Genomic DNA, 16,242 nt, shown 5'->3' on the forward strand with positions numbered 1-16,242 from the left:
AGGCGCTATGTCACGTTTACTGTCACGCTGGCAACAGCCTGACGCGCAGGGACGTACCCAGTCCGTCACCCCGGAGCGGGCAGGCTGGGGCTACATCGGTTTTGACACGTTTGAGCTTGAAGAGGGGCAGCAGTTGCATCTTCCCGCCGTTGCTGAAGAGCGCTGTCTGGTGCTGGTGGCGGGGAGGGCGTCTGTCACCACGCCAACCGCGCAGTTTTCAGAGATTGGCGAGCGGATGAGCCCGTTCGAGCGTATTAAGCCGTGGGCGGTATACGTTACGCCCGGAGAAACGGTACAGGTACAGGCGTTAACGAAGCTGGAGCTGGCGGTATGCGCCGCACCGGGCAAGGGAACGTATCCCACCCGCCTGATTGCGCCGCAGGATATCGACGGCGAGGCAAGGGGCAAGGGGCATAACCAGCGCTATGTACACAACATTCTGCCGGAAGATAAACCTGCCGATAGTCTGCTGGTGGTGGAAGTGTGGACTCACGAAGGCTGTACCAGTTCGTACCCGAGCCACAAGCACGACACTGACAATCCGCCTTACGAGACCCTTCTTGAGGAGACGTATTACCATCGCCTCAACCCGGAACAGGGATTTTGTATGCAGCGGGTATACACCGACGATCGCTCGCTCGATGAGTGTATGGCGGTCTACAACCGTGACGTCGTGATGGTGCCGAAAGGCTATCATCCGGTGGCGACAATGGCCGGGTATGACAGTTATTACCTGAATGTGATGGCAGGCCCGGTGCGCAAATGGATTTTCACCTGGGAAGACGATCACGCGTGGATTAACCGCGATTACCCTGCGCGTTGAGAACGCGGTAAATAAAAAAGCCCCTGGCGTATGCTGAGGGCTTTTTACTTTTCGCTGCTATCGTGAGGCGCCAAAAACCTGTACGGCCTGTTGCAGCCGTGACGCGCGTCCCGTTAAATCCCCCGCGGCATCCGTCACCTGCTCCACCATTTCCGCATTGTTGTCCGTCATGGAACCAATTCGTGAAATTGAATTGTTGATCTGTTCGAGCGCTAAAGTTTGTTCCCGCGTCGCCAGGCTTATCTCTTTGATCATGGTAGACATCTGCAACACGTCATCGATCATTCCGGTAAGGTGTGTTTCCGTCTGCTCGACCATTTGCACTCCCGTATTGACGTTGGTGACGTTTTTCTCGATAAGCTGTTTGATCTCTTTTGCCGCAGACGCAGAATGCTGGGCGAGGTTACGCACCTCTGCGGCAACGACCGCAAATCCGCGCCCGGATTCACCGGCGCGGGCCGCTTCGACCGCTGCATTCAGCGCCAGGATGTTGGTCTGAAAAGCAATACTGTCAATGACGCCGATAATGTCCACGATTTGACTGTTATCGCGTGAGATAGCCTGCATCATGGTGATGGTTTGCTTCATGATATGGCCGCCTTCAGTCGCATTGGCGCTGGTACTGTCGGCCATCGTCATTGTCTGGGCCGCGGTATCTGCGGTTTGTTGCACTGCGCTACCGATCTCTTCAATGGCTGCGGCGGTTTGTTGCAGGTCGGCAGATGTCTCTTCTGAGCGGCTCTGCAATGCCGTGCCTTCCTGAGACACGCGCTGGCTGATAGCCTGAATACCGGATATTTGCGTGCTGACATCATCAACCAGGGAGCGCAGATTAAGCCCCGATTGATTCACCAGTCGCATGAGCATTCCTATTTCGTCCACGCGCTGCAAATGGCAATTATCAGGTTTACGGCCCGAAACCACTTTTTGCATCTGCGCCAGCAGCGTATTAACCGGCTGACAAATTTGAACCTTAAGGTAAATAGCCAGGAGCAAAAATAACACGATGATGCTGCCTCCCTGAATAGCAGGAGGAACAGGTAAGAAAATAAATAACAGGGCTGCCAGACTGGTGATGGCTAAAGCATAATTGACGCGTTGGCTAACCGACAGCCATTTAAACATCGAAAGCCAGGACAGCGCTCCGCGACGGATAATTATGCCTTTAAAAAGTCGAAACCCTTTAATTCCATTATTATTTATTTTCTGATAAAGCTGTTCGCTGTGCGAAACCTCATCCCGGGAAGGCACGGTGCGTACTGAAATATACCCCGTTAATTTTTCATTTTGCCAGACAGGGGTAACATTTGCGCGTACCCAGTAATGATCGCCGTTTTGTCGCCGGTTTTTGACCAGCCCGGTCCAGCTATCGCCTTGTAGTATCGTGTGCCACATGTCAGCGAAAGCGGCAGAGGGCATGTCCGGGTGGCGAATAATATTATGTGGTTTACCCATTAACTGCGTTTCATTAAATCCGCTGGCGTCAATAAATGCAGAGTTAGCATAGGTAATATGACTGTCTTTATCTGTGGTTGATAATAACGTTGTTTTATTGTTAAGCAAATATTCTTTTTGCGTGACAGCTGTGTTGTTTTTCATGAAAACTCCATGACGCTATTTATATGAAATGCAAATTTCACCCATTGTGCATCAGGTAAATAATAGTAAATGGCGGTTTTATCTGAGGTGTTACATTCTCTACTAATCATCATTTATATGAAAGCACTTCAAATGAATTTTTATTTTTAATAAACCTGGCGTGTCATAAATATGAAACACATAAATGCAGGTTGATAAACTGGAATTGATATATATCGACTTAAACTAAATCTAAAAGATAAAAAGAGCTGATTTATCAGGGCTGATAAATGCCCGCTTTCCTTGATGGGTTTTAGCCCCCTCCGCGAAGCCCGTTGCCGCGTTGCGGTCAGTATTCTTATTCATGATGCGATCCCTTTGTGATGAGCTAACCCGATGTCATTTATAGACATCTGGATGGCTAATAATATTTTGCTTTATCTTATGCTTTTTATGTCGTTGTCAGTCAGGGAGAGCTGTGAAAAATTTCGTAAATCAAATGATTATCAGAAAGGATTTACAGCGGATGCTCTCCAGTCGCCTCGACATGCGCGGTATCAGCCTGGCCTTTTCCGGCTTTCAGGCGCTCTCCCGCGTTGATTTCACCCTGACGGGCGGTTCCGTGCACGCGCTGACGGGGGCGAACGGTGCGGGGAAATCCACGCTGATGGCGGTGCTCTGCGGCACGCACGACCATTACGAAGGGGAAATTGCAATTAATAACCAGCCGGTGCCGATACGCGAACCGCTGGACGCCAAACGGCTGGGCATTCATCTGGTGCAGCAGGAGGTGGATGTTGCGCTGATCCCAGGGTTGAGTATTGCGGAAAATATTATGCTCGATCAGCTGGCGCAGCCGGGACACCGCTACCGCTGGCGCGCTATTCGCCAGCAGGCGCGTGACGCGCTGGCTCAGCTCGATGTTCATCTGGATGTGCGCCGGGTCATCGATGGTTGCACGCTCGCCGAAAAGCAGCAGATCCTGCTGGCCCGCGCGCTCTCGCACCACTGTCGTTTTCTGATCCTCGATGAACCCACCGCGCCGCTCGATCAGCATGAAAGCGAACGGCTGTTTGCCGTGGTGAAACGCCTGCAACAACAGGGGATCGGCGTGGTGTTTATCTCCCATCGCATTCATGAGCTAAAGGCCATTTGCGACACCTTAACCGTACTGCGCGATGGCAAGTTGATTGAGTCCGGGCCGATGGCGGAACTGAGCGCTGACGCCATCGTCGAGAAGATGCTGGGTCATGAGTTAAACGATATCTATCCGCCAAAACGCCCCCCGCATGCTGATGAAACGCTGCTGCGCGTGGAAGGGCTGCATGATGAACGGCTGCTGAAAAATATCAGTTTGCACCTGCATAAAGGTGAAATTCTCGGTATCGCCGGGCTGGCGGGGGCCGGGAAAACCGAGCTGTGCAAGGCGCTGTTCGGCGCGTCGAAAAGCCGCGTTGAACGCGGCGAACTCAATCATCAACCGTGGACGCCGCGCGACCCGGTTGATTCGGTGACGCGCGGGCTGGCGCTGGTGCCGGAGGAGCGGCGCAAAGAGGGCATTTTTATTGATGAGTCCGTCGCCATGAACCTGGCGGTCGCCGCCGATAACCGTTTCTCGCGCTGGAGCTTGTTTGGTCATCGTCAGGCATGGCGCTGGGCGGAAGCGGTAATTGCCCGCGTCGGCGTGCGCGCTCGCGGGCCGGGGCAAGTGTTGCGTCGGCTTTCCGGCGGCAACCAGCAGAAAGTGGCGATCGGCAAATGGCTGCGCGGCGACGCCCGCGTGCTGATTTTCGACGAGCCGACCAAAGGCGTGGACGTGAAAGCCAAAACCGATCTGTTTGCGCTGATCGACGGCCTGGCGCGGGAAGGCAAAGGGGTGATTTACGCCTCCGGTGAGTTCGCCGAACTGGTGGGGCTGTGCGACCGCATCTGCGTGTTGTGGGACGGTCGCATCGTGGCGGAAGTGGAGGGCGCGCAGGCCCGCGAAGAGACACTACTTTATTATTCAACCGGAGGAACGGCGTTGTGAGTAAGGCCCTTTCAGTCAATGCAGCGGCGTCTGGCCGCCAGCAGATTTTCGATTTTCTCTATAAGTGGGGCATGCTGCTGACGGTTGTCGCGCTGATCGCCATTTTTGGCGTCGCGTCGGATAACTTCCTCGATCCCTTCAATATCATCAACATCCTGCGCTCTATTGCGATCGTCACGGTGATTGCGATTGGCGTCTCCATCTCGCTTACCGTCGGCGGCTTTGATCTTTCCGTTGGCTCAACCGCGTCGCTGGCGAACGCACTGGTGATTTCGCTATTCGTCTGGCACGGCTTTGGCACCACCGGGGCGATTGTCATTACCCTGGCGCTCTGTACGCTGGTGGGGCTGTTCAACGCTTTTCTGATTGTGGTACTGCGTATTCCCGACATGCTCGCCACGCTTGCCAGCCTGTTTGTGATTCAGGGGGTGGCGATGACCTACAGCTACGGCGGCTCTATTACTGAAAACATGGTGCTGCCGAGCGGTGAAATGGCTGAGGGGCTTATTCCTGCGGCATTCGGCGCGCTGGGGCAGGTGCCGACTATTGTTGTCGTGATGCTGGTTGTGACGCTGGCGGCGCAGCTCGCGCTGTCGCTGACCACCCACGGGCGACGGATGTACGCCATTGGCGGCAACCCGGAAGCGGCGCGCCTCTCTGGTATTCGCACCACCCGCTATAAAGTGGCGGCCTACGTCATTGCCTCGTTGCTGGCGGGGTTAGGGGGCATCCTGCTGGCTTCGCGTATTGGCTCTTCACAGGTTAACGCCGGGGGCGGCTATTTGATGGATGCCGTCGCGGCGGCGTGGATCGGTTTTTCGCTGGCCGGTTCCGGCAAACCGAATGCGCTTGGCACGCTGTTGGGGGCGGTGATCCTTGGCGTGCTCTCCAACGGGCTGGTGATGCTCTCGGTGCCCTATTACGCAATGGACATTATAAAAGGGCTGGTGCTGGCGGCGGCGCTGGCAATCACCTACATACAAAAACGTTAACAACACAACGGGAAACGATAATGAAAAAAACTGCACTTTCTTTGTTGGCGCTGGGATTACTGAGTTCGCTGCCGGGCTATGCGGCAACGCCGGTGCCAGCGGCCATTGCCGGGCATAATGGCCCGGTTCGCATTGCGGTGATCCGCAACCTTGGCTCTGATGACAACACGACCCAGTTCGTTGCGGGCGCGATTCAGGAGGGGAAAAAGCTCGGCTTTAAGGTCAGCACCTTTTTAAGCAATGGCGACGACGCGAAATTCCAGGATTTCGTTAACCAGGCGATCAGCCAGAAGTATGACGGCATTATTCTCTCTCAGGGGCGCGATCCGTACTCCACCGCGCTGGTGAAGAAAGCGGTAGATGCCGGGATCAAAGTGGCGGTGTTTGATACCGCCGTCAACGGTGAGATCCCGGGCGTGACGGTAACTCAGCAGGATGACGCCTCGCTGACCCATCTCTCCTTCGGACAACTGGTAAAAGATTTCAACGGTAAAGCCAATATTATCAAGCTGTGGGTCGCCGGTTTCCCGCCGATGGAGCGCCGCCAGGCGGCTTATCAGCAAATGCTGAAGGACAATCCGGGGATTAAAGAGCTGGAGTCTATCGGCGCGGTCTCTTCCGACGTGCAGGGCGATACCGCCAACAAAGTGGGCGCGGTGCTGGCGAAATACCCGAAAGGGAAAATCGACGCTATCTGGGGGACCTGGGACGCCTTTAGCCAGGGGGCGTACAAAGCGCTGAAAGAGAATGGCCGCACTGAGATTAAGCTCTACAGCATCGACATCTCCAACCAGGATTTGCAACTGATGCGCGAGGCGGGCAGCCCGTGGAAGGTGAGCGTGGCGGTTGACCCGAAACTGATTGGCGCCACTAACGTGCGGCTGATTGCCAATAAGATTGCCGGTGAACCTACGCCTGCCACTTACGATTTTAAAGCCGCAGCCATTCCGCAGGCGCTGCTGGCAGCGCAGCCGGGGGCGGTTAACGTCGCCTCATTAGGCAAAATCATTCCGGGCTGGGGCCAGACGGAAGACTTTATCGCGCCGTGGTTTGCGACGCTTGAAGCGAAGAACAAATAATGCCCGCTGGCGCTGCGCTTACCGGGCCTACAATGCACTCTCTGTAGGCCGGATAAGGCGGTTACGCCGCCATCCGGCGTAATGCCCGGTGGCGCTGCGCTTACCGGGCCTACAATGCGCTCCCTGTAGGCCGGATAAGGCGGTTACGCCGTTTGGCAAAAGGAGATTAAGGTGACTGAATTACCGCGCCCCGACTATAGCCGCAATATGCGGCTGATTGGCCATAGCGACCAGGGCGGTCGCCCGGACGGCGTACAGCTGATGGTACATCGCGGTTTTGCCTATATTGGCCATATGGTGTCGCAGGGGGTTTCGATTGTTGACGTGCGTGACCCGAAAAATCCACGGGCGGCGGGCTATGTGCCTGCACCGCCAGGCACCTGGAACGTGCATTTGCAGGCGCATGACGATCTGCTGCTGGTGATTAACGCCCGCGATTTGTTCGCCGATGCCCGCTTTGCCGATGAAAAGGTCTACTACACGCGGCAGGTCGGTGAGACGATCAGCGACGTGCAGGACCGGGGCTGGAGCGCAGGGCTGCGCGTGTTTGATATTTCCACGCCGGATAAACCGCGTGAAATCGGTTTTCTCTCCCTGAATGGGATCGGCATTCACCGCATCTGGTACGTCGGCGGACGCTGGGCCTACGTCTCGGCGCTGATCGACGGTTTCACCGACTACATCTTCCTGACCATCGATCTGGCCGATCCGCGTAAGCCAGAGGTGGCCGGGCGCTGGTGGTTGCCAGGGATGAATCAGGCGGCGGGAGAGACGCCAGACTGGCCGGAGGGCAAACGCTATGCGTTGCATCACGCGATTATCGCTGGCGATACCGCCTACGGTAGCTGGCGTGACGGTGGTCTGACGCTGCTGGATGTGCAAGACCGTACGCAGCCGAAACTGATTAGCCATCGCAACTGGAGCCCGCCGTTTGGCGGCGGCACACACACTGCGCTGCCGCTGCCGGACCGCGATCTGCTGGTGGTGCTGGACGAAGCGGTGCTCGACAATCAGGAAGACGGCGAAAAGCTGATCTGGCTGTTTGATATCCGCGAGCCGTCGAATCCGGTGAGCATCGCCACCTTCCCGCAGCCGGATGAGGCTGATTACGTGGCGAAAGGGGCGCACTTCGGGCCGCATAACCTGCACGAAAACCGCCCTGGCAGCTTTATTAGCTCGACGCTGATTTTCGCCACTTACCAGAACGCAGGGGTGCGCGCTTATGATATTTCCAATCCTTATCGTCCGGTAGAAACCGGCGCGCTGGTGCCTGCGGCGCCTGAGAAGATGATGGATACGCGGCCAAATCGCCCGCAGGTGATCCAGTCCTGCGATGTGTTTGTCGATGCGCGGGGGATTATCTACAGCACGGATTACAACGGCGGGTTATCAGTGATTGAGTATCTGGGGTAAGTATTTGCCGGGTGGTGGCTTCGCCTTACCCGGCCTGCATTCGGATCGTAGGCCCGGTAAGCGTAGCGCCACCGGGCAAACAGCCCGCACTTAGCTGTACTGCCGCACCCGCGCGATCAGTGCTTCCACGCTCTCAATCCGGTCGGCAATCACAATCAGCGCTTTTCCGAGGGTAATGGCATGGCGCAGGCATTCATGGCGCATTTCCGCATCCTGAATGGTATCGATATCCGCTACGTGCGACAGCCCGACGCTGCGGCGAATCAGCTCGGTGCCGCAAAAGCCGATGGCGTCCGCCCAGACTTTTTTCAGAAATTCCGACGCGTAGCCCGGCGCGCGTAGCGCCGCGTCGCGGGTTTTCTCCGTCGCCAGCACCTGAAAACGTTCAGCAAAGGTGTTCCACAGCGCCTGAATATCCGTCAGCCGCTGCTCGCGCGCGGCGGCGGCGTCGCGAATGCCCAGATGGCCCGGCAGGCCGCAGAAGTTCAGCAGCAGATTGCCGATGGCGGTGCCCACATCAAAGCCTATCGGCCCAAAGTAGCCGAACTCGGCGTCGATGGCTTTCAGGCGACCGTCGGCGACAAAGATCGAGCCGCTGTGGATATCGCCGTGCAGCAGCGCTTCGGCATGGGAGAAGAAACGATGTTTGAGCGCCGCCACCGCCAGCTTAAGCTGAGCATCACTGCGCAGTGCGGCGACGTCGCCTTCGATCTCCGCAGGATAGCTGTTGCGCTCGTGGATCTGGTAGGGATCGTTGAAGAACAGATCTTCGGTGATCTCACACATCTCCGGGTTAATAAATGTCGCCACCTGCGCTTTTTTGTCATGCGGGTGGAGATAAAAATCGCTGGTATGAAACAGCGTTTGCGCCAGATATTCGCCGAGCTGGCGTGCCGCCTGCGGATACCAGGCGCCTTTAATCAGTTCGCCGCGCCAGATGTTATGGTCGGAGAGATCTTCCATCACCATCACCGCCAGTTCAGGGTCGAAATGGTGGATTTTCACCGTATGCTGCGGGCAGTGCTGGTAATGCGCCACCAGCGTTTGCGCTTCAAGACGAGCGCGATCCAGCGTCAGCGGCCAGGATTCGCCGACGCAGCGCACGTAAGGCAGCGCCTGTTTGACGACAATGCGGCTTACGCCTGTGGTATCGAAAATCTTAAACACCAGATTAAGGTTGCCGTCGCCCACCTCCTGTGCCTCTACCAGTGTGGATGGATCATCGATGCTGCCAAACGTTCGGGCGTATTCCACGGCATCCTGGGCGGTAAAGGTACGGTATTGCGACATTGCCTGTTCCTCACTCATTTCACTAATAAAGACATGTAGACGTCTATACATCTGTAATTCATCCTGACACAATGTGATACAACAACGCAACAGAGAATTAACGACATGCAGACATTACAGACGACCAGCCTGCGAGTGGCGGATAATCAATTATTTATTCTCGATCAGCAGGCGCTTCCGCAGGAGAAACGCTGGCTGGATGCCTCAACGGTAGAAGCGCTGGTCGGGCATATTCACGCGCTGCGCGTGCGCGGTGCGCCGCTGATTGGTCTTTCCGCCAGTCTGCTACTGGCGCTGCTGGCGGAGTCAGGCCATCGCCGGGATGAACTGGCGATAGCGCTGGAAACGCTGCGCGCTGCGCGCCCGACGGCGGTCAATCTGATGAACAATCTCGATCGTATGAAGCAGGCGCTGAGGCAAGAAGACTTTGTTCCGGCGCTGGCGGCGGAAGCGCTGCGTCTGATCGATGAAGACAAACAACTCTGTGACGATATCGCGCGTGCGGGAAGTGCGCTGGTGAAACCGGGCAGCCGTCTGCTGACCCACTGCAACACCGGCGGGCTGGCGACAGCGGGCACGGGGACGGCGCTGGGGGTGATTGCCCGCGCGTATGCACAGGGCAACGTGCAAAACGTCTGGGTGGATGAAACGCGCCCGTTATTGCAGGGCGGCAGACTCACTGCCTGGGAACTGGGCGAACTGGGGGTTCCCTATCAACTGATTACTGACTCAATGGCTGCCAGCCTGATGGCGAAAGGGCTGGTGGACGCGGTGTGGGTAGGAGCCGACCGTATCGCCGCAAATGGCGATGTGGCGAATAAAATCGGCACCTATTCGCTGGCGGTGCTGGCGAAATTCCACGGTATTCCGTTTTACGTTGCCGCGCCGCAAACCACGCTGGACCCCCACTGTCCGAATGGCGACGCAATCCCGATTGAGCAGCGCGCGGCAGGAGAAGTCACCGGCGTGGCGGGCAGTTTTGGCTCGGTACAGTGGGCGCCGGAAAATGCGCAGGTCTATAACCCGGCGTTTGACGTGACGCCAGCAGCGCTGATTAGCGGCTGGGTGCTGGATAGCGGTGTGGTGACGCCAGAAAACGTGGCGGAGGGGGTTTTCAGGACGGAGGCGGCCTGATGCAGAGCAGGCCTGGCGTACGATAGCGTCGCCCGGCCAGATCGTTAAAGCAGGCGCGGATAGGCATCCGCAATGGCGTCGCCAGTAAACTGCGCCACCCAGCCTTCCGGGTTATCGAAAATACGGATCGCGGTAAAGTTTGGCTCTGAGCCCATATCAAACCAGTGCGGCGTACCAGCGGGCACTGAAATCAGATCGTTTTTCTCACACAGCACCTGGTAAACCTGGTCGCCAATGTGCAGGCAAAACAGTCCTGCGCCTTCAACGAAGAATCGCACTTCATCTTCGCCGTGGGTGTGTTCATTGAGAAACTTTGCACGCAGCGCCTCTTTTTGTGGATTGTCGGCGCGCAGGCTGATCACATCCCAGCTCTGATAGCCTTTCTCGGCAACCAGCTTATCAATCGCATGTTGATAGGCGGTGATCACCGTTTCTGGCGCGGGGGCCTGGCCTAAGTCGCGGTCTGCAACCCAGCGTTCGAAGCGGACGCCTTTCGCGTTGAGCTGTTGGGCGATCTCTGCGGCGTCGGTACTGTGCCACTGGGGCTGGCTGGCGTCTTTATCGGAATAAATAGTCAATGCGCTCATGAAAGGATCTGCTCCGGGTTAATGTCGTCGAATTGATGTACCTGGTGGTGGCGGCTGGCGCCATCACCCTCGCCACGAATCAGTTGCAGGGTGCGAAGACCCGCCTCTTCAGCGGCGTCCAGCTCCTGATATACATCGGAGAGGAACAGGATTTGCGACGGCGCGACGCCGATATATGACGCGATATTGCGGTATGACTGCGTTTCTCGCTTTGCGCCGATATGGGTATCAAAATAGCCGCTGAACAGATGAGTAATATCACCTTCGTCGCTATAGCCAAATAACAGTTTCTGCGCCGCGACGGAGCCGGAGGAATAAACATAGAGATCAATGCCTTGTGCTTTCCATTTCTCCAGCGCTGGCAGAACGTCCGGGTAGAGATGACCGGTGAAGTCGCCATTGACGTAACCATCGTGCCAGATAATGCCTTGCAGGGCTTTTAGCGCCGTCGATTTGCGATCTTCATCCATAAAGGTGAAAAGCGTTTCGATAAGTTCTGCGGTACTGGCGTCCGGCCGGGCAATCTCGTTGCGCAGATTATCAAGAATTGATTTTACCGGTTCGGCATACTGCCGGGCGGTGACAAACGCCGCCAGCCGCTCGCGCGCATAGGGGAACAGAACATTGTGAACAAAACGGATATCGCTGGTGGTGCCTTCAATATCCGTCACAATCGCGCGAATCATAATCTCTCCAGTTGTCGCAAACGCATTTCGCATTCAAATAAAAATTCCAGCCCCTCCAGATGACGGCGGGCCTCCTCCACTGAGCGTCCCCAGCAGGTTAAGCCATGACCGCGCAGAAGAAAACCGTAATTCAGAGAACGCTCTTGCGCGTAATGCGCAATACGTGACGCCAGCGCGTCGATATCCTGGTCGTTGTCGAACACCGGCACGCAGACGGTATCAAGATGGGTGGTCTGCCCGCTAAGCGACTTTTGCATTTCAAAACCGCTGATATATAGCTCCGGCGTTTTAACGATGCGCGAGAGCACCGTGGCGTTGACGGTGTGGACGTGCAACACCGCGTTTGCCTGGGGAAAGAGGCGATAAATCAGGGTATGCAGCCCGGTCTCCGCCGATGGTTTGCGACCGGATGGTGCGTGACTGGTGGCGATTTCCACCTGCAAAAAATCGTCGGTAGTCAGGTTGCCTTTATCTTTTCCCGACTCGCTGAGCCAGCAAAATGCGTCGTCCTGGCGGACAGACATATTGCCGCCAGTGGCGGGAGCCCAGCCTTTTGCCCCTATCCAGCGGCAGGTCTCGACCAGTTGTGTGAGTTGCAGGTTATCTGTCATCTTCCTTTTAGCCTCTCTCGGGGTCAGGAATGGGGTTTTTAGACATCTAAGCGTCTTGATTGCCAAATGCTAACATCGTGTTACGGCAGCAGCAACACAACTCTTCCAGGCAGGAGCAACAACATTGTCCTGGTGGCAGTGTGACTTGGTGGGGGAGGTGGTTGAGTTTGTCAGGAGCGGGAGTTTTGCGTATTGATTGATGCTTTCAATGGAAGCTGTAGGTTTGTCGCCCATAGCAGACCTGATAGCCCTTCGTTCAAACCGCTTTGTGCCAGGAGGGGGCATCCCTAAACTACTACAGGTATTAATCGGCAAGGTGCCGATGATCCGCTTAAATGTTCAGGGAAAGCAATGCAGGAAGTGCGCGGTTTTTTATCATGTTATTTAACAGACCCAGATACCAGACATAAATCTCCTCCTTGATATTAAGAACATTCGGGTGCACGGATGGAAAGTGGTTTATTCTCTTTTTCACAGAACAGGAATGTCAGGGCCGGGAAGAGGGGATTAGCGAGAGATTAAAACAGGCAACTCAGGAGTTCAGTAAATGGATACTAAAAAATGGCGCTGTGTTTGCGCCATTTTACCACATTAAGAATTTGTCACCGGCTTGTTCCCAAAGGGATCTCCGGGTCTGGTTGATGAGTAATCCTGTTACGCAGATCCCGACGGATAATTTCGATAGACCAGAACCAGATTAAATGTCCAAAAATTTCGGATACATTCTCATACCATGGAAGGTCAACCAAAGGTGGAGTCAGCCCCATGAGAGGGAAGGAAATCATATGGACGAAAAGCTGTGCCAGCGCACCAGCCAGCAAACCCTGCCAGAGTTTAATTTTGGGGAAAACTTCAGCAACAACACAGTAACCCACTGCGAAGACAATCGAAAAGATGATGTGTGTTACACCAACCCAGTTAAACACATGCCCGGCAAAGGTGTAGACGGCAGCGTTAGGATCAGCAAGCCCCATCCAGTCACGAAGGAAAATATAAGGGGGATTCAGGAAATTGCGGGAACAGTCAATTTGCCCGGCAGCCCTGATTAATGATTCCGGCCCGCATGCAGCAGTGAACATATCAGTCGGACTGCGGGGTGGCAAAGGTACTTCAGCGCCCCATTTAACAAATGCTGATACGATACCAGCGATTAACCCAATAAATGCAGCCAGGCCATAACGCCTGCGGTTTGGTGGAGTTTGTTCAAATATATTCATATTTCATCCGTTGAATTTCATCGTGTTAACATAATCATTTAGTAGTATTCATGAAAACCACCAAATGTAAAGATGTGTATGTGATTGTATGTTCCGTATTTGCGTCAGTAACTGGAAATTCTCAATTGAGTTGCTTTATATGGTGTAACAGGAAGGCTGTGAAAGTGGTGAGAGCGGCAAGGTCGTATGCGATCTACAGCAATATTCTCATCAGTAGAATTAATAGAGCAGCAACCACGTCGCATGGAAGAGCATGGTGCAGACAGCTGGCGTGCGAATATAGAATGGTTGCCAGCCACCGCGGATTGTATCTGCCCGGAATGACGGATCAATGTGTTTTAAGTATTAATGCCACGTCTTTTTGCTCAGGCTTGTTATAGCTGAAATGGCATGTGCTGAATCATCAAAAAGCCGGGTCAGTACAGGAACCCACTGTCTGTTTTTGTACTCAAGCACCAGATGTCCAGGCAGGTCTTTGCTGACGATGGCAAATGTCCTGAGTTCAGGCGTTGGAACAGGGAGTTCGGTTTTACCCCGAAGCTTCCCGTGCAAAAAACAGGCATAAAAAAACCAACCGTAAGAGGTTGGTTTTTCTAAGGGATTTTGGTCGGCATGAGAGGATTTGAACCTCCGCCCCCGACACCCCATATCTGCGATAAGTTAGGCTTGTACCAACGCATCAGATTCAGTGAGTGAGGTCTGATAGCGTTTTACTGCCTCAGCAAAGGCTTGCGCGGCATCTGCATTTGATACCATATATTCTTCAGTTACTCCTGTTTGAGAATGGAAAGTAATATTTCCATAAATGCAAATAGGGATTTGGTAGTTGTCTTTAAATCGACGGTCTGGCGAGCCATTCTTATTCGTTTTCGCCCATGTATGCCCATCTATGCGTGAATCACTGGGAACACCTTCTTCCTCATGGAATCTTCGATATTCTGAACTGACTTGTAATTCGCGTAAATCAATCAGAGCGAACGCCCCATCAGCTCGTGGTATGACTGCAACTCCCGGATAAAGCAAAATATCGTCGCCATTCACATTTTCAAACCGCATTGCACGACCTGTAAATTGAATGAGATCCGTTGAACTGAAATCAAAGGTAACTGGGTGACGATTAACAGACCGGGTTGCTAATGTTCTTTCAGCAAACTGGTCTGTAGCTTTATCTGCAGTAATATCCCATTTTTTGACACTCGATTTTAATATATCGAATGCACGGACCATTGCTGCATATGCGCGCTGTGAAGTATCACTGCTCTCGAAGGTTATGGCTATTTTTGTGTTGCCTTCCCAGGATATCAGGCGAGATATCTCAGCTTGCGTTAGGGGGAGTTCTGTCTCAAGTTCTGTGATGCGTCGTTTGTAAAACCAACGGAATAGACTTGATTTGCGTCGAACCAGCTCGTTCTTTTGTTTTGATTCTTCAGTAAGAGCCTCTTGTAGATCTGCTTTTATCTCTGCCCTTTGTTCTCGCGCTTTAGCAATCAAATCTCGTAAAGGTAAAAGGGAGGAACTTGTCAGGACTTCTACCGAAGCGCTGGAAATTTCATTCATGCCAGCCATGGGCATATATATTTTAGCGTTCGATGGGATGTTACTTGGGGATGCCTCCGGCATTCCAAAATGAGGTTCTGTGGAGGACGGAATTAATGGATTGGTAACAGAGTGCCCATCATCATAGGGCAGGGTAGGTGTAGTATAAGATAAGCCTGTACCCGGTAGTCCGACGGTCGCTCTGAGTCCTTTTTTCCCAACATTGACAGTTGCACCAGGTACACCGATGCTTGCGCTTATTCCACGCTTACCAATGTTGAGCCTAACGCCAGGAAACAGAGTAAAGGTTTGTCTGAAACGAAGAGACATGAAGTTATCCCTATGTAGTTTTGTGCACCAAAGTTCGAAATGTTTTTATATGAACATTGAGCTGATACAAAAGCCTATCCTTAGCTCATCTTCATACCGCCATGATGCGGCGGTTTGCTTGCTGGTGAAGTAAAACGAAAAAGCCCGCATCAGCGGGCTTTTTTGTCACTCGGGAGCCGCGGCTCCTTTGCGTATCCTTTTTTGTCCCCTCACCGTCTGGTCGGTGTCTTGCCGAGACTGCTAACTTCCTGTTTTTGCTAGTGCCGTCCTGGCACTGTCCAATCATGATTGGTGGGCTGGCGTCCCTGTAACTACAGTTTTAATATATTGATTTATATGTATATTTTATGTTTTTCTTCAATTGAGGGTTCAATTATGGAACCATTAAGCGAAATTGCTGAACGTTTGACGTCAAACTATGCCGAAAGATAATACATGCAACAGTTCAGCTACCAACTGGAAGTTGAACTCAGATCATCCGTGTCAGCTTTTCTTCCTTTAACCAGCCGAATGCGTTAGCGTCATTGAAACAGTTTCTCATGGTCATTGATGGAGAAGGTATGAAGGATAGGATCGTCGAAATACTACAATACACCCTGAAAAAAGATTCTGGTGAGGAGTTTCATCAGATCATGCATGAAGTCAGTGTTCCACTTCATACCCGGAACGGTATCGATGTGGTTGCGTACGGAAACTCTCTGCACGATCCTGACAGCTACTACCTCATACGGGCTTTTGAAAGTGAAGAACAGATGGAAAGCATTCTTGATGATTTCTATGCGAGTGCGGGTTGGCGTAGTGGCCCACGAGAAGCAATCATCAGTCGAATTGAACTCAGTTTAAAATCAGTTCTATCACTACCACAAAGCGTTATTGATGGATTGAGATAAAGTGAGCAAAGGGGGATGCGCTGTTCAAGGGGTATCCTCCGCAGTAC

At 53.6% G+C, this 16,242-nt stretch carries 14 protein-coding genes; 7 read left to right on the top strand and 7 right to left on the bottom strand.

Annotated features, from left to right (window positions below; all coding sequences use genetic code 11):
* Positions 1-7 precede the first annotated feature (7 nt).
* Positions 8-823 carry a 5-deoxy-glucuronate isomerase gene (gene iolB / locus OGV83_RS01125; protein WP_286463036.1) on the top strand — a complete coding sequence of 272 codons (816 nt, stop codon included), beginning with the start codon at positions 8-10 and terminating at the stop codon, positions 821-823.
* Between the two features lie 57 nt (positions 824-880).
* Here iolB and OGV83_RS01130 read toward each other — a convergent pair whose 3' ends face one another.
* Positions 881-2,422 (bottom strand): methyl-accepting chemotaxis protein, encoded by a 1,542-nt coding sequence (locus tag OGV83_RS01130; protein WP_112001715.1) that lies wholly within the window; start codon positions 2,420-2,422, stop codon positions 881-883.
* Between the two features lie 505 nt (positions 2,423-2,927).
* Between OGV83_RS01130 and OGV83_RS01135 the strand changes: the two genes are divergently transcribed.
* The 4 genes from OGV83_RS01135 (at position 2,928) to OGV83_RS01150 (ending at position 7,914) form a co-directional block, all read left to right on the top strand.
* The gene (locus OGV83_RS01135; protein ID WP_047463951.1) at positions 2,928-4,430 is read left to right on the top strand and encodes a sugar ABC transporter ATP-binding protein; all 1,503 of its coding nucleotides are present in this window, start codon (positions 2,928-2,930) and stop codon (positions 4,428-4,430) included.
* Positions 4,427-5,422 (top strand): ABC transporter permease, encoded by a 996-nt coding sequence (locus OGV83_RS01140; RefSeq protein WP_286463037.1) that lies wholly within the window; start codon positions 4,427-4,429, stop codon positions 5,420-5,422. The genes OGV83_RS01135 and OGV83_RS01140 overlap by 4 nt, the downstream gene beginning before the upstream one ends.
* Positions 5,423-5,442: 20 nt before the next feature.
* Positions 5,443-6,501: a sugar ABC transporter substrate-binding protein gene (locus tag OGV83_RS01145; protein ID WP_012134743.1), complete on the top strand. Its 1,059-nt coding sequence runs from the start codon at positions 5,443-5,445 to the stop codon at positions 6,499-6,501.
* A 171-nt stretch (positions 6,502-6,672) separates the two neighbouring features.
* Positions 6,673-7,914 (top strand): LVIVD repeat-containing protein, encoded by a 1,242-nt coding sequence (locus OGV83_RS01150; RefSeq protein ID WP_286463038.1) that lies wholly within the window; start codon positions 6,673-6,675, stop codon positions 7,912-7,914.
* 90 nt (positions 7,915-8,004) lie between these two features.
* On the opposite strand, the gene mtnK is transcribed toward OGV83_RS01150, so the two are convergent.
* On the bottom strand, positions 8,005-9,204 hold the full coding sequence (gene mtnK, locus OGV83_RS01155; RefSeq protein ID WP_286463039.1) for an S-methyl-5-thioribose kinase: 1,200 nt from the start codon (positions 9,202-9,204) through the stop codon (positions 8,005-8,007).
* Between the two features lie 105 nt (positions 9,205-9,309).
* On the opposite strand from mtnK, the gene mtnA reads away from it, so the two are divergent.
* The gene (mtnA, locus tag OGV83_RS01160; RefSeq protein WP_286463040.1) at positions 9,310-10,338 is read left to right on the top strand and encodes an S-methyl-5-thioribose-1-phosphate isomerase; all 1,029 of its coding nucleotides are present in this window, start codon (positions 9,310-9,312) and stop codon (positions 10,336-10,338) included.
* Positions 10,339-10,382: 44 nt separating this feature from the next.
* Here the strand turns inward: mtnA and OGV83_RS01165 are convergent, their stop codons facing one another.
* From OGV83_RS01165 to OGV83_RS01185, 5 genes are all read right to left on the bottom strand, one after another.
* Positions 10,383-10,925, bottom strand: a complete 543-nt coding sequence (locus OGV83_RS01165; protein WP_012134737.1) for a 1,2-dihydroxy-3-keto-5-methylthiopentene dioxygenase — start codon at positions 10,923-10,925, stop codon at positions 10,383-10,385.
* Entirely contained in the window at positions 10,922-11,611 is a 690-nt protein-coding gene (gene mtnC, locus OGV83_RS01170) for an acireductone synthase (protein WP_012134736.1), read from the bottom strand. Before mtnC ends, OGV83_RS01165 begins: the two co-directional genes overlap by 4 nt.
* On the bottom strand, positions 11,608-12,222 hold the full coding sequence (locus OGV83_RS01175; protein ID WP_047461809.1) for a methylthioribulose 1-phosphate dehydratase: 615 nt from the start codon (positions 12,220-12,222) through the stop codon (positions 11,608-11,610). The genes mtnC and OGV83_RS01175 overlap by 4 nt, the downstream gene beginning before the upstream one ends.
* A 602-nt stretch (positions 12,223-12,824) precedes the next feature.
* Positions 12,825-13,439, bottom strand: coding sequence for a YagU family protein (locus tag OGV83_RS01180; protein WP_024130867.1), 615 nt, complete (start codon positions 13,437-13,439; stop codon positions 12,825-12,827).
* Between the two features lie 660 nt (positions 13,440-14,099).
* Positions 14,100-15,305 (bottom strand): DUF4236 domain-containing protein, encoded by a 1,206-nt coding sequence (locus OGV83_RS01185; RefSeq protein ID WP_134769141.1) that lies wholly within the window; start codon positions 15,303-15,305, stop codon positions 14,100-14,102.
* Positions 15,306-15,865: 560 nt separating this feature from the next.
* Here OGV83_RS01185 and OGV83_RS01190 point away from each other — a divergent pair.
* A complete protein-coding gene (locus tag OGV83_RS01190; RefSeq protein WP_021535618.1) occupies positions 15,866-16,195 on the top strand; it encodes an NIPSNAP family containing protein in 330 nt (109 codons plus the stop codon).
* The last annotated feature ends 47 nt before the right edge of the window (positions 16,196-16,242 follow it).

This window comes from Citrobacter sp. CK189 (genome assembly GCF_030333505.1).
In the GTDB taxonomy this organism is placed as follows: Bacteria; Pseudomonadota; Gammaproteobacteria; order Enterobacterales; family Enterobacteriaceae; genus Citrobacter_B; species Citrobacter_B koseri.

Bases quoted from the DNA above. Each gene is read 5' to 3' on its own strand.
- OGV83_RS01130 (WP_112001715.1), bottom strand. From the start codon at position 2,422: ATGAAAAACAACACAGCTGTCACGCAAAAAGAATATTTGCTTAACAAT.
- mtnA (WP_286463040.1), top strand. From the start codon at position 9,310: ATGCAGACATTACAGACGACCAGCCTGCGAGTGGCGGATAATCAATTA.
- OGV83_RS01175 (WP_047461809.1), bottom strand. From the start codon at position 12,222: ATGACAGATAACCTGCAACTCACACAACTGGTCGAGACCTGCCGCTGG.
- mtnK (WP_286463039.1), bottom strand. From the start codon at position 9,204: ATGTCGCAATACCGTACCTTTACCGCCCAGGATGCCGTGGAATACGCC.
- OGV83_RS01135 (WP_047463951.1), top strand. From the start codon at position 2,928: ATGCTCTCCAGTCGCCTCGACATGCGCGGTATCAGCCTGGCCTTTTCC.
- OGV83_RS01165 (WP_012134737.1), bottom strand. From the start codon at position 10,925: ATGAGCGCATTGACTATTTATTCCGATAAAGACGCCAGCCAGCCCCAG.
- OGV83_RS01185 (WP_134769141.1), bottom strand. From the start codon at position 15,305: ATGTCTCTTCGTTTCAGACAAACCTTTACTCTGTTTCCTGGCGTTAGG.
- iolB (WP_286463036.1), top strand. From the start codon at position 8: ATGTCACGTTTACTGTCACGCTGGCAACAGCCTGACGCGCAGGGACGT.
- OGV83_RS01145 (WP_012134743.1), top strand. From the start codon at position 5,443: ATGAAAAAAACTGCACTTTCTTTGTTGGCGCTGGGATTACTGAGTTCG.
- mtnC (WP_012134736.1), bottom strand. From the start codon at position 11,611: ATGATTCGCGCGATTGTGACGGATATTGAAGGCACCACCAGCGATATC.
- OGV83_RS01190 (WP_021535618.1), top strand. From the start codon at position 15,866: ATGAAGGATAGGATCGTCGAAATACTACAATACACCCTGAAAAAAGAT.
- OGV83_RS01180 (WP_024130867.1), bottom strand. From the start codon at position 13,439: ATGAATATATTTGAACAAACTCCACCAAACCGCAGGCGTTATGGCCTG.